Source organism: Pseudomonas sp. Fl5BN2 (assembly GCF_009908205.1).
Lineage (GTDB): Bacteria > Pseudomonadota > Gammaproteobacteria > Pseudomonadales > Pseudomonadaceae > Aquipseudomonas.
In genome coordinates this window covers 298,928-311,271 of record NZ_JAAARL010000002.1, presented here as the reverse complement: position 1 = coordinate 311,271, position 12,344 = coordinate 298,928, and the positions used below count along the sequence as shown (strand labels likewise).

General features: G+C 63.3%; 12 protein-coding genes. 3 read left to right on the top strand and 9 right to left on the bottom strand.

The features are described 5' to 3' along the window. The first annotated feature begins 5 nt into the window (after positions 1-5). Entirely contained in the window at positions 6-635 is a 630-nt protein-coding gene (locus tag GV819_RS03760) for a hypothetical protein (protein WP_161753624.1), read from the top strand. Between the two features lie 134 nt (positions 636-769). Beyond that, positions 770-1,219, top strand: coding sequence for a RidA family protein (locus GV819_RS03755; protein ID WP_161753622.1), 450 nt, complete (start codon positions 770-772; stop codon positions 1,217-1,219). 64 nt (positions 1,220-1,283) lie between these two features. Here GV819_RS03755 and GV819_RS03750 read toward each other — a convergent pair whose 3' ends face one another. The 8 genes from GV819_RS03750 to gcl all read right to left on the bottom strand — a co-directional run bounded on the left by GV819_RS03750 (position 1,284) and on the right by gcl (position 10,856). Continuing rightward, positions 1,284-2,285 (bottom strand): sulfate ABC transporter substrate-binding protein, encoded by a 1,002-nt coding sequence (locus GV819_RS03750; RefSeq protein WP_161753620.1) that lies wholly within the window; start codon positions 2,283-2,285, stop codon positions 1,284-1,286. A gap of 90 nt (positions 2,286-2,375) precedes the next feature. Further along, positions 2,376-3,200, bottom strand: a complete 825-nt coding sequence (locus GV819_RS03745) for an ion transporter (protein WP_161753618.1) — start codon at positions 3,198-3,200, stop codon at positions 2,376-2,378. 21 nt (positions 3,201-3,221) lie between these two features. Then, positions 3,222-4,142: an urea transporter gene (locus tag GV819_RS03740; protein WP_161753616.1), complete on the bottom strand. Its 921-nt coding sequence runs from the start codon at positions 4,140-4,142 to the stop codon at positions 3,222-3,224. A gap of 122 nt (positions 4,143-4,264) precedes the next feature. Beyond that, entirely contained in the window at positions 4,265-5,680 is a 1,416-nt protein-coding gene (gene pyk / locus GV819_RS03735; RefSeq protein ID WP_161753614.1) for a pyruvate kinase, read from the bottom strand. Then, positions 5,670-6,950, bottom strand: coding sequence for a glycerate kinase type-2 family protein (locus tag GV819_RS03730; protein ID WP_161753612.1), 1,281 nt, complete (start codon positions 6,948-6,950; stop codon positions 5,670-5,672). The genes pyk and GV819_RS03730 overlap by 11 nt, the downstream gene beginning before the upstream one ends. 161 nt (positions 6,951-7,111) lie before the next feature. After that, complete coding sequence (locus tag GV819_RS03725; protein WP_161753610.1) at positions 7,112-8,005, bottom strand: 2-hydroxy-3-oxopropionate reductase; 894 nt, start codon at positions 8,003-8,005, stop codon at positions 7,112-7,114. 131 nt (positions 8,006-8,136) lie between these two features. Then, on the bottom strand, positions 8,137-8,919 hold the full coding sequence (gene hyi / locus GV819_RS03720) for a hydroxypyruvate isomerase (protein WP_161753608.1): 783 nt from the start codon (positions 8,917-8,919) through the stop codon (positions 8,137-8,139). 161 nt (positions 8,920-9,080) lie between these two features. Next, complete coding sequence (gcl, locus tag GV819_RS03715; protein WP_161753606.1) at positions 9,081-10,856, bottom strand: glyoxylate carboligase; 1,776 nt, start codon at positions 10,854-10,856, stop codon at positions 9,081-9,083. Between the two features lie 269 nt (positions 10,857-11,125). Here gcl and GV819_RS03710 point away from each other — a divergent pair, with 269 nt between their 5' ends. Then, a complete protein-coding gene (locus GV819_RS03710) occupies positions 11,126-11,566 on the top strand; it encodes a GlcG/HbpS family heme-binding protein (protein WP_161753604.1) in 441 nt (146 codons plus the stop codon). A 142-nt stretch (positions 11,567-11,708) separates the two neighbouring features. Here the strand turns inward: GV819_RS03710 and GV819_RS03705 are convergent, their stop codons facing one another. Continuing rightward, a complete protein-coding gene (locus GV819_RS03705) occupies positions 11,709-12,317 on the bottom strand; it encodes a TetR/AcrR family transcriptional regulator (RefSeq protein WP_161753602.1) in 609 nt (202 codons plus the stop codon). Positions 12,318-12,344: the final 27 nt, after the last annotated feature.

Here is a 12,344-nt window from a genome sequence, read left to right as displayed (position 1 = left end):
GCCTTATGAATCGATCGTTGCCCGGCCTGTTGTGCAGCATGCAATGCCTTGCCCTGGTGATCCTGCTGGGCAGTGTCCTGGCCCAGGCCCAGGACGCCCCGGGCATGCGCATTGGCGTGCGGGGGGAAATCACCGGAGTCAGCGGCGACGTGCTGCGGGTGCATGCCAACAGCGGCGAGAATGTCAGTGTCGATCTCACGCCGCAGACCCAGGTGCGCGCCGTGACCCTGGCCAATATCGAAGACATCAAGCCCGGCAGCTATATCGGCTCGGCGGCCATGCCCATGGCCGACGGCACCCTCAAGGCCATGGAAGTGCATGTATTCCCACCGCAGATGGCCGGCACCGGTGATGGCCACCGGCCCTTCGACCTGGCCAAGGGCAGCAGCATGACCAACGGCAGCGTGGGGGACCTGGTGGTGAGCAACGGCCGCACCCTGACGGTCAATTACAAGGGTGGGCAAAAGAAGATCCTGGTGCCGGACGATGTGCCCATCGTCAACCTGACGCCCGGGGATCGCAGCTTGCTCAAGGCTGGGGTCAAGGTGGTGATGTTCGTCACCCAGAGCGCCGACGGCAAACTCACCGCGCAGTCGATTTCCGCCGGCAAGGACGGGGTTGCGCCGCCGATGTAGGCCGCTGCTACACGGGGGCGCTGGTGGCGCAGGCAGGGCTTGCATTGCCAAGTGTTGCAGCACGCGGGTTGCGGTGGAAGTTGGGAAACGCTTGGTTTACGGTTCCCGGTCGTTCAATGCGCCGAGAGTGCCGTATGGAAAAGTCGACGTTCAACCCAGCCAGTGTGTTCAATTCCCTGCAGTACGGTTTCAGCCAGGCGGTGGAGGTCCGCGGTGGCCGACGCCTGCTGCTCTCCGGCCAGGTGGGGGTGGATGAGCAGGAGCGTACCGTGGGCCCAGGCCTGCGGGAGCAGACCGAGCAGGCCTTCGACAATATCGCCAGGGTCCTGGCCGAGGCCGGTGGCAGGCTGGCGGATGTGGTGATGCTGCGGATCTACATCGCCGAAGCGGCCCGGGACCAGCAAGAGCACATCAGCGCGGTGTTGCTGGAGCGCTTTGCCTACCAGCCACCGGCGTCCTCGTGGATCATCGTCAGCGGGCTGTCGCTGCCGGAGTGGCTGATCGAGGTCGAGGCAGAGGCGGTGCTGGAGGAGCGCCACCAGGTCGCCGAAGCAGCGTTGTTCAACCCGGTGCGGGCTCTCTGAACGCTGAGCCCGGGCATAAAAAAAGCGACCGTACAGGTCGCTTTTTTCATTCACCCCAGTGGGGTCATTTGGCGTTGGTGTAGATCTGGTCGAAGATCCCGCCGTCATTGAAGTGGGTCTTTTGCACGCTGCGCCAGTCGCCGAAGGTTTTCTCCACCGAGAGGAAGTCGACTTTCGGGAAGCGGTCGGTGTACTTGGCCAGCACCTTCGGGTCCCGTGGGCGCAGGTAGTTGTTGGCAGCGATTTCCTGGCCTTCCGGCGACCACAGGTACTTCAGGTATTCCTCGGCCGCGGCGCGGGTGCCTTTCTTGTCCACCACCTTGTCCACCACCGACACCGGTGGCTCGGCTTGCGCGGAGACACTCGGGTAGATCACTTCGAATTGATCACGACCGAATTCACGGGCGATCATTTCCGCTTCGTTCTCGAAGGTCACCAGCACATCGCCGATCTGGTTGGTCATGAACGTGGTCGTGGCGGCACGGCCACCGGTATCCAGCACCGGTGCCTGCTTGAACAGCTTGCCGACGAAGTCCTTGGCCTTGTTTTCGTCGCCACCGTTCTTCAGTACATAACCCCAGGCCGACAGGTAGGTGTAGCGGCCATTACCCGAGGTCTTCGGGTTGGGCACAATCACCTGTACGCCATCCTTGAGCAGGTCCGGCCAGTCTTTCAGAGCCTTGGGGTTGCCCTTGCGGACGATGAACACCGTGGCCGAAGTGAAGGGCGCGCTGTTGTCCGGCAGGCGGGTTACCCAATTCTCCGGCACCAGTTTGCCGTTGTCGGCCAGGGCGTTGATGTCGGTGGCCATGTTCATGGTGATGACATCTGCCGGCAGGCCGTCGATCACCGAGCGCGCCTGTTTGCTGGAGCCACCGAAGGACATCTGCAGGGTGATGTTCTCGTTGTGCTCGGCTTTCCAGTGTTTCTGGAAGGCGGCGTTGTAGTCCTTGTAGAAGTCGCGCATCACGTCGTAGGACACGTTGAGCAGGGTCGGTGCGGCCTGGGCCACACTGCCCAGGGCCAGGCCGGCGGCCAGTAGCGAGGCGCTGAAGAGTTTTTTCACTGCACATTCCTTTTGTTCGAGAGTGAAGGCAATTTGCCGCCGACTATAGCTGCGTCGCTATATCTCTTTAAAGATTAAAAAGATCTTTGCTTATTCCAGTTTTTTGAATAGTGCATTGCCACAGCGCGAGCAGAAGGCCGCTGCCGATTCATGGCTATTTTTCTGGCACACGGGGCAGTCGTGCTTGAGCTGTTCGCCGCGCATGGCGCTGGCCAGTTCTGCGGTGAAGATCCCGGTGGGCACGGCGATGATCGAGTAGCCGGTGATCATTACCATGGAGGAAATCATCTGGCCGATCACGGTCTTGGGCACGATGTCGCCATAGCCCACGGTGGTCAGGGTGACGATGGCCCAGTAGATGCCCTTGGGAATGCTGGTGAAGCCGTGTTCCGGGCCTTCGACCACGTACATCAGAGTGCCGAACACTGTGACCAGGGTGCAGACGCAGAGCAGGAACACCAGGATCTTCTGCTTGCTGCCGCGCAAGGCGTCCAGCAGGTAGTGGGCCTGTTTCAGGTAGGGCGCGAGCTTGAGCACGCGGAAAATCCGCAGCATGCGGATGATGCGGATGATCAACAGGTACTGGGCGTCGCTGTAGTACAGGGCAAGGATCCCGGGGACGATGGCCAAGAGGTCCACCAGGCCATAGAAGCTGAAGGCATAGCGCAGTGGCTTGGGCGAGCAATACAGCCGCAGGCCGTACTCGATGGCGAAGATCAGGGTGAAGCCCCATTCGATATAGGCCAGGACATTGGCGTAGTCGCGGTGCACCTGGTCGATGCTGTCGAGGATCACGATCACCAGGCTGGCGAGGATGATCAGCAGCAGGGTGGTGTCGAAGCGTCTTCCAGCCACGGTATCGGTCTGGAAGATCATCACGTAGAGGCGTTGCCGCCAGTTGTTGCTGTTGCCCATGGAAGTCGCCTGAATCGAAAGTCAGCGAAGCCTAGGGGGAGTTGCCGGGGGAGCGCAAGGTGCGTTGTCCGCTGGCGTTCGGCCGAGGACGCGGGTGCTGGCGTGTACCAGCCAGCAGGCGAGGACGAAGGGCGCGGTCAGAGGGGCGAGGCCCAGGGTGACCAGCCCCGGGGTGATCAGCAGTGCCAGGAGCATGCCCAGCAGCGGCCGCCATGGGCGCCGGGCCTGTTGGCCCAGGGCCAGGGCCGCCAGTGCGCAGTTGTAGCCGGCCAGGCCCAGCAGGGCCTGGCTGTGCTGCTGGTGCAGCAGGGCCCAGGCCAGGCCGGTGGCTGAGCCGATCAGGGCCCAGGCCGCGGCGCGGCGGTTGGCCAGCAGCAGGCCGATGAGGATCAGCACCCCGGCCAGTGGCTGGCCAAGGAACATGATCTGGCCCAAGCCCTGGACCAGGCCGCCGAGCAGGCTCCACAGGTTCAGGGGGGGCACTGCCTGGGGCATGGATTGGGTGGGCTCCATCAGGCTCAACAGCAGCCAGCCGAGGCCGACGAAGGGCGCGGTATAGGCCGGCAGGCTGCCGGGGTTGCGCGCGTGCTTCAGCCATTGCTGGGTAATGATCGCGCTGAGGCCGCTGGCGGCAATGATCAGCGGTGGCAACAGCACCGACCAGGGCAGGTACAGACTCAGCAGCAGGCCCAGCAGCACGCCGTTGTAGCTGAAGAGTCCGGCTTGTCGGTCGGCCTTGGCGTAACCCCGTCGTTGGGCGGTGAGCAGTCCGGCCAGGGCCCCCAGCAGGGCGCCGCCGAGCAGGGTGGGGGCACTGATCAGGATTGCCAGCAGGCACAGCAGGCCGCACAGGGGATGGCGCTGGAGGAAGATCTGACTGAAACCGTTGAGCAGGGCAGTGGCCCAGTCAGGGCAGAAAGCGTTGAAGGAGGGTACTGGCATGGTGGCAGTCGGTGGTTGGGGTCGTTGATGGAGGCTGCGAGCGATCTCGGGGCAGGGAATGCCCCTGAGACCTGCAACCCGTGTAGCCCGGGCTCATCGCAGCCTGCGGTGGTGGTTATCGGTCAGAGAAGGGTTTCGACGCGCAGAGAGTTGGTGGTTCCCGGCTGGCCGAACGGTACGCCGGTGGTGATCACCACGGTGTCGCCGCGCCTGGCCAGGCCTTGGGCCTGGGCGATTTCCAGTGCCGTGGCACAGACCTCGTCAACCTGGCGCAGGCGGTCATTGACCACCGAGTGCACGCCCCAGGCAATGGTCAGGCGGCGTGCAGTCGTAAGGTTTGGCGTCAGGTTGAGGATCGGCACCGAAGGGCGTTCCCGGGCGGCGCGCAGGGTCGAGCTGCCGGATTCGCTGTAGTTCACCAGCACCGCCACCGGCAGGATGCTGCATATCCGGCGGATCGCGCAGCTGATGGCGTCGGACACGGTGGCATCGGCCTGGGGCCGGCTGACGTCCAGTTGGGTCTGGTAGTCGGGGCCGGTTTCTACCTGGCGGATGATCTTGCTCATCATCTGCACGGCTTCCAGTGGGTATTCGCCGGAAGCGGTTTCCGCCGACAGCATCACCGCATCGGCGCCTTCGGCCACGGCGTTGGCGACGTCGGTCACCTCGGCCCGGGTCGGTGCCGGGGAGAAACGCATGGACTCGAGCATCTGCGTGGCCACCACCACCGGTTTGCCCAGCTGGCGGCAGGTGCTGATGATGTTCTTCTGGATCTGCGGCACGCTTTCCGCCGGTACTTCCACCCCCAGGTCGCCCCTGGCCACCATGATCGCATCGCTCAGTTCGGCTATTTCCCGCAGTTGGGTGACTGCCGAAGGTTTTTCGATCTTGGCCATCAGGTAGGCCTTGTCGCCAATCAGCGTGCGGGCTTCGCGGATGTCTTCCGGACGTTGCACAAAGGACAGCGCCACCCAGTCCACGCCCAGTTCCAGGCCGAAGCTCAGGTCGCGACGGTCTTTGGCGGTCAGCGGACTGAGGTCGAGCACCGCCTGGGGCACGTTGACGCCCTTGCGATCCGACAGCTCGCCGCCATTGAGTACGGTGGTATCGATGGCGTCAGCATGTTTGGCGATGACCCGCAGGCGCAGCTTGCCGTCGTCCAGCAGCAGGTCCATGCCGGGTTCCAGCGCGGCGATGATTTCCGGATGCGGCAGGTTGACCCGCAGGGTGTCTCCGGGTGTCGGGTCGAGGTCCAGGCGCAGGGCTTGTCCGCGCACCAGTTGGACCTTGCCCTCGGCGAAGCAGCCGACCCGCAGTTTTGGCCCCTGCAGGTCCATGAGGATGCCCAGTGGATAGTTCAGCTCGCGTTCGATCTGGCGGATCCACTCATAGCGCTGGGCATGATCGGCGTGGCTGCCATGGCTGAAATTGAGCCGAAAGATGTTCACCCCGGCTTTTACCAGCTCACGGATGTCCTCGATGCCGTCAGTGGCTGGGCCCAGGGTGGCGAGGATTTTGACCTTCTTGTCAGGCGTCATGTTTAGGGTTCTCGAGAATCAGGATGGCGCGGAAGTCGTTGACGTTGGTCCGGGTCGGCTCGGTGACGATCAAGTCGTCCAGGGCCGCGAAGTAACCATAGCCGTTGTTGTTATCCAGCTCGTCGCTGGCGCTCAGTCCGAGGGCCGCGGCGCGGGCGTAGCTGTCCGGGGTCATGATTGCCCCGGCATTGTCTTCGGAACCGTCGATGCCATCGGTGTCGCCAGCCAGGGCATAGATCCCGGGATAACCCTTGAGGCTGTCGGTGAGGCTCAGGAGGAACTCGGCATTGCGTCCGCCGCGGCCATTGCCACGCACGGTAACCGTGGTCTCGCCACCGGAGAGAATCACGCAGGGCGCCGCCAGGGGCTGGCCATGCAGGGCCACCTGGCGGGCAATGCCGGCGTGGACCTTGGCCACCTCACGGGATTCGCCTTCCAGGTCGCCGAGGATCAGCGGGCTGTAACCGGCCTGGCGGGCTTTCACCGCTGCCGCCTCGAGGGATTGCTGGGGCCGGGCGATCAATTGGAAGTGGCTGCGGGCCAGGCACGGGTCGCCGGGCTTGACGGTTTCCGACTCGGGGCTCTGCAACCAGCTGCGTACCGCTGCCGGTACTTCGATCGCGTAGCGCTTGAGAATCGCCAGGGCTTCGCTCGAGGTGCTCGGGTCGCCCACGGTGGGGCCGGAGGCGATGACCGTGGCCAGATCGCCGGGGACATCGGATATCGCGTAGGTGTAGACCGTGGCCGGCCAACAGGCCTTGGCCAGGCGACCGCCCTTGATCGCCGAGAGGTGTTTGCGTACGCAATTCATCTCGCCGATGGTCGCGCCGGATTTCAGCAGGGCTTTGTTGATTGCCTGCTTGTCGGCCAGGGTGATGCCGGCGGCAGGCAGGGCCAGCAGCGCCGAGCCGCCGCCGGAAAGCAGGAAGATCACCCGGTCCTGTTCCGACAGGTCACTGACCAGGGCCAGCACGCGTTTGGCCACGGCCAGGCCGGCGGCATCGGGCACTGGGTGGGCGGCTTCGACCACTTCGATCTTGCTGCAGGGGGCGCCGTGGCCGTAGCGGGTGACCACCAGGCCGCAGACCTCGCCCTGCCAGTTGCGTTCGACCACCTGGGCCATGGCGGCGGCGGCCTTGCCGGCGCCGATGACGATCACCCGAGCGCTGCGGTCGCTGGGCAAATGGGCTTCGAGAACGTGTTGCGGATGGGCGGCGTCGATGGCTGTAGCGAACAGCTCACGCAGGAATTGTTGCGGATCGACCGACATAGCGGGCTCCCGGATTTCTTGTTATGGGGGGCTTGAAACAGGGTGTAGCCGCCGCCGAGGGCGGCGCCAGGATCCGCAGGGCCTGTCCCTGGCCCGCTGAAAAGCGTTTCCTGCGGACCCTTTCGCAGCCTGTGGCAGCGGCTACAGATGGTGCTTATTGCTTATTGCTTGTCGCGAATCGAGAAGTTGGCCATGTGCTCCAGGCCCTTGATCAGCGCCGAGTGGTCCCAGTTGCCGCCACCGATGGCGGTGCAGGTGCTGAACACTTGCTGGGTGTTGGCGGTGTTGGGCAGGTTGATGCCCAGTTCGCGAGCACCGCTCAGGGCCAGGTTCAGGTCCTTCTGGTGCAGGTTGATGCGGAAGCCCGGATCGAAGGTGCCCTTGATCATGCGTTCGCCGTGCACTTCGAGGATCTTCGAAGAAGCGAAGCCGCCCATCAGCGCTTCACGCACCTTGGCCGGGTCGGCACCGTTCTTCGCGGCGAACAGCAGGGCTTCGGCCACGGCCTGGATGTTCAGGGCGACAATGATCTGGTTGGCCACCTTGGCGGTCTGGCCGTCACCGTTGCCACCTACCAGGGTGATGTTCTTGCCCATGCTCTGGAACAGCGGCAGGGCGCGTTCGAAAGCCTGGCTGTCGCCACCGACCATGATGCTCAAGGTCGCGGCCTTGGCGCCGACTTCGCCTCCGGATACCGGGGCGTCGAGGTATTGCGCGCCTTTTTCGTTGATCTTGGCGGCGAAGGCCTTGGTGGCGGTGGGAGAGATCGAGCTCATGTCGATGACGATCTTGCCCTTGCCGATCCCGGCGGCGATGCCGTCGGCACGCAGCAGCACGTCTTCGACCTGAGGGGTATCGGGGACCATGATGATGACGAATTCGGCTTCCTGGGCCACTTCCTTGGGCGAGGCCAGGGCCACGGCGCCAGCGGCGATCAGGTCGGCCGGTGCCTTGCCGTGGTGTTCGGAGAGCAGCAGGCTGTGACCGGCCTTTTGCAGGTTGGCGGCCATTGGGTGGCCCATGATGCCGGTGCCGATAAATCCGATTTTAGCCATGATAAAAATCCTCTATTCAGACAGACCTGGTAGGAGCCGGCTTGCCGGTGAAGGCGGCCGCAAGGGCGCTGCAAGGGCGCTGCAAGGCTTCGGGCCTGTTCGCCGGCGAGCCGGCTCCTACGGGGGCGGGTTCAGATTGCGTTATGGGTTTTCAGCCAGCCAAGGCCGGCCTCGGTGGTGGTCAGCGGCTTGTACTCGCAACCGACCCAGCCCTGGTAGCCGATGCTGTCCAGGTGCTCGAAGAGGAAGCGATAGTTGATCTCGCCGGTGCCCGGCTCGTTGCGCCCGGGATTGTCCGCCAGCTGGATGTGGTTGATCTGGCCCAGGTGGCTGGCCATGGTCTGCGCGAGGTCACCTTCCATGATTTGCATGTGGTAGATGTCGTACTGCAGGAACAGGTTGGCGCTGCCTACCTGCTCGCGGATCGACAGTGCCTGGGCGGTGGTGTTGAGGTAGAAGCCGGGGATGTCGCGGGTATTGATGGCTTCCATCACCAGCTTGATGCCGACCGCCTGGAGTTTCTCGGCGGCGTACTTGAGGTTGGCGACGAAGGTTTTTTCCAGCAGGGCCGCGTCTGCGCCCTGAGGGCGGATGCCGGCCAGGCAGTTGATCTGGGTGTTGCCCAGGACCTGGGCGTAGGCGATGGCCAGGTCGACACCGGCGCGGAACTCCTCGACCCGATCGGGCAGGCAGGCGATACCCCGCTCACCCTTGCCCCAGTCGCCGGCCGGCAGGTTGAACAGGACCTGGGTCAAGCCGTGGGCATCAAGTTGAGCCTTGATCTCCGCAGAGCTGAATTCGTAGGGGAACAGGTATTCGACACCGCTGAAACCGGCATTGGCAGCAGCCTTGAAGCGGGCGAGGAAGTCCTGTTCGGTGAACAGCATGGACAGGTTGGCGGCGAAACGCGGCATGGTGGTCTCCTGTAAAGCGGTTAAGCCTGTGGTCGCTGCGAAGGCTGCGTTCGATCTGCGTGCGACCTCTCGGAAGAGGCCGCACTGGGCAGATCGCCGCAAGGTTCGGCGAACCCGCTCGGTCAAACGCGGACCGAGCCTGTGGCAGTGGCTTCGGGGGGTTAGTCGAGCAGGGAAATCGCAGTAGGGGCGTCGTTGCCGACCAGCGCCAGGTCTTCGAATTCGTTGACCGCGTTGATCTCGGTGCCCATGGAGATGTTGGTCACCCGCTCGAGGATGATTTCCACCATGACCGGTACCTTGAACTCCTCGGCCATTTCCTGGGCCTTGCGCAGTGCCGGTTGGATTTCACTCGGCTCGAATACCCGCAGTGCCTTGCAACCCAGGCCCTCGACCACGGCGACGTGATCGACACCATAGCCATTGAGCTCGGGGGCGTTGAGGTTGTCGAAGGACAGTTGCACGCAGTAGTCCATCTCGAAGCCGCGCTGGGCCTGGCGGATCAGCCCCAGGTAGGAGTTGTTCACCACCACGTGGATGTACGGCAGCTTGAACTGCGCACCCACTGCCAGCTCCTCGATCATGAACTGGAAGTCGTAATCGCCGGACAGTGCCACCACCTTGCGGCTCGGGTCAGCCTTGACCACGCCCAGGGCGGCGGGAATGGTCCAGCCCAGCGGGCCGGCCTGGCCGCAGTTGATCCAGTGGCGTGGTTTGTAGACGTGGAGAAACTGTGCACCGGCAATCTGCGACAGGCCGATGGTGCTGACGTAACAGGTGTCCTTGCCGAACACCTGGTTCATCTCTTCGTAGACCCGTTGCGGCTTGACCGGAACGTTGTCGAAGTGGGTCTTGCGGTGCAGGCTGGCCTTGCGCTGCTGGCAGTCATGCAACCAGGCGCTGCGATCTTTCAGCTTGCCGGCGGTCTGCCATTCGCGAGCCACTTCCAGCAGCACGGTCAGGGCACTGCCGGCGTCCGAGACGATGCCCAGGTCCGGGGTGAATACCCGGCCGATCTGGGTCGGCTCGATGTCCACGTGAATGAACTTGCGGCCTTCGGTGTAGACGTCCACCGAGCCGGTGTGGCGGTTGGCCCAGCGGTTGCCGATGCCCAGCACCACGTCCGACTTGAGCATCGTGGCGTTGCCGTAGCGGTGGGAGGTCTGCAGGCCGACCATGCCCACCATCTGCGGGTGATCGTCAGGGATAGTGCCCCAGCCCATCAGGGTCGGGATCACCGGAATGCCGGTCAGTTCGGCGAACTCCACCAACAGTTCGCTGGCGTCGGCGTTGATCACGCCACCACCGGCCACCAGCAGCGGACGCTCGGCCTGGTCCAGCATGGCCAGGGCCTTTTCCGCCTGGATCCGGCTCGCCGCAGGCTTGGCCAGCGGCAGGGGCTGGTAGGCGTCGATATCGAATTCGATTTCTGCCATCTGTACATCGAATGGCAGGTCGATCAGCACTGGGCCAGGACGGCCGGAGCGCATTTCATAGAAGGCTTTCTGGAAGGCGTAAGGCACCTGGCCGGGTTCCAGCACAGTGGTGGCCCACTTGGTCACCGGCTTGACGATGCTGGTGATGTCCACGGCCTGGAAGTCTTCCTTGTGCAGGCGTGCCCGCGGTGCCTGGCCGGTGATGCAGAGAATCGGGATCGAGTCGGCAGAGGCGCTGTACAGGCCGGTGACCATGTCGGTACCCGCGGGGCCCGAAGTGCCGATGCACACGCCGATGTTGCCGGCCTTGGTGCGGGTGTAGCCCTCGGCCATGTGCGAGGCGCCTTCAACGTGGCGAGCGAGTACGTGATCGATGCCACCGACTTTCTGCAGCGCGGAATACAACGGGTTGATGGCGGCACCCGGGATGCCAAAAGCGGTATCGACCCCTTCACGGCGCATCACCAGAACGGCGGCTTCGATTGCTCTCATTTTGCTCATGGTTTTGTGCCTCTTACGTTTTGTAATTGTATACAAGTGGCTTTTCCGCAAAGTGTATTCACGGCGGGCTACGCAGGTCAATCCATTTTCTTGGGCTACAGTGGCTTTCAGCAAGACCCCGATAAACCGGCGTCCTTTTGTCACAGGAGAGGTGTTTCACGAATTATTGTATACAAAAAATAAATTCATTGTGTTCTATTTGTTGTATCGGACTTCTCCTACAAGAAGCTTCCTCTGGCTTTCTCAATAACAAGATAAGGACGGCACCCATGAGCGCTTTAACCTTGAAAGTCGCAGTCAACCTGGCCAACCAGGCCATCAGTGCGGGGCGCAAGATCAGCGCGGCCCCGTTGACCATCGCCGTGCTGGATGCCGGCGGGCACCTGGTGACCCTGCAACGCGAGGATGGCGCCAGCCTGCTACGGCCGCAGATCGCCATCGGCAAGGCCTGGGGGGCAGTGGCCCTGGGCAAGGGCTCGCGCCTGCTGGCCCTGGACGCACAGCAGCGCCCCGCGTTCATCGGTGCATTGAATGGGCTGGGACAGGGCAGTGTGGTGCCGGCGCCGGGTGGGGTATTGATCCGGGATCAGGCCGGTGCGGTGATTGGCGCGATCGGCATCAGTGGCGATACCTCGGACATTGACGAACAGTGTGCCATCAGCGCCATCGAGGCCCAGGGCCTGAAGGCGGACGGCGGCGTAGCGGCCTGACCCCAAGCCGCTGTCGCGGGCTCGGGGTCTGATCGGGCAACCCGGCCCGAAGGTGTTTCCGGGTCAGGATGCTCGCCGTGACTGCTATTGAGGTGCGCAGCTTGTGCCAGTGGCGAGCGAAGGGGGGGGAGCGGGCTGGATCTCAGCGGTCCGGTTCGCAGCCCTTGAGTACCAGGCGGATGATGGTCTGCGCCGCCGCCTCGTAGTCTTCTTCGGTAAGCTTGGCCTTGCCGGTGACCACCGAGATCTGCCAGTCGAAGTCAGCGTAGGTCTGGGTCGCGGCCCAGATGCTGAACATCAGGTGGTTGGGATCGAGCGGGGCGATCTGGCCACGGTCAATCCAGGTCTGGATGCATTCGATGTTGTGCTTGGCCTGGACGTTGAGCTGTTCCACCTGGTCCGGGCTCAGGTGCGGGGCGCCATGCATGATCTCGCTGGCAAACACTTTGGAAGCAAAGGGCAGGTCGCGGGAGATGCGAATCTTCGAGCGGATGTAGCCACTGAGCACTTCACTGGGCACGCCGTCGGCGTTGAACGGAGTGGAAGCCTGGAGAATCGGCTCGATGATGCTTTCCAGCACCTCGCGGTAGAGGTTTTCCTTGGACTTGAAGTAGTAGTAGACGTTGGGCTTGGGCAACCCGGCCTTGGCGGCGATGTCGCTGGTCTTGGTCGCTGCAAAGCCCTTGTCGGCAAACTCTTCACTGGCGGCCCGCAGGATCAGTTCTTTATTGCGCTCGCGGATGGTGCTCATAAACCGGGGGATTCCTTGCCTGTTCGG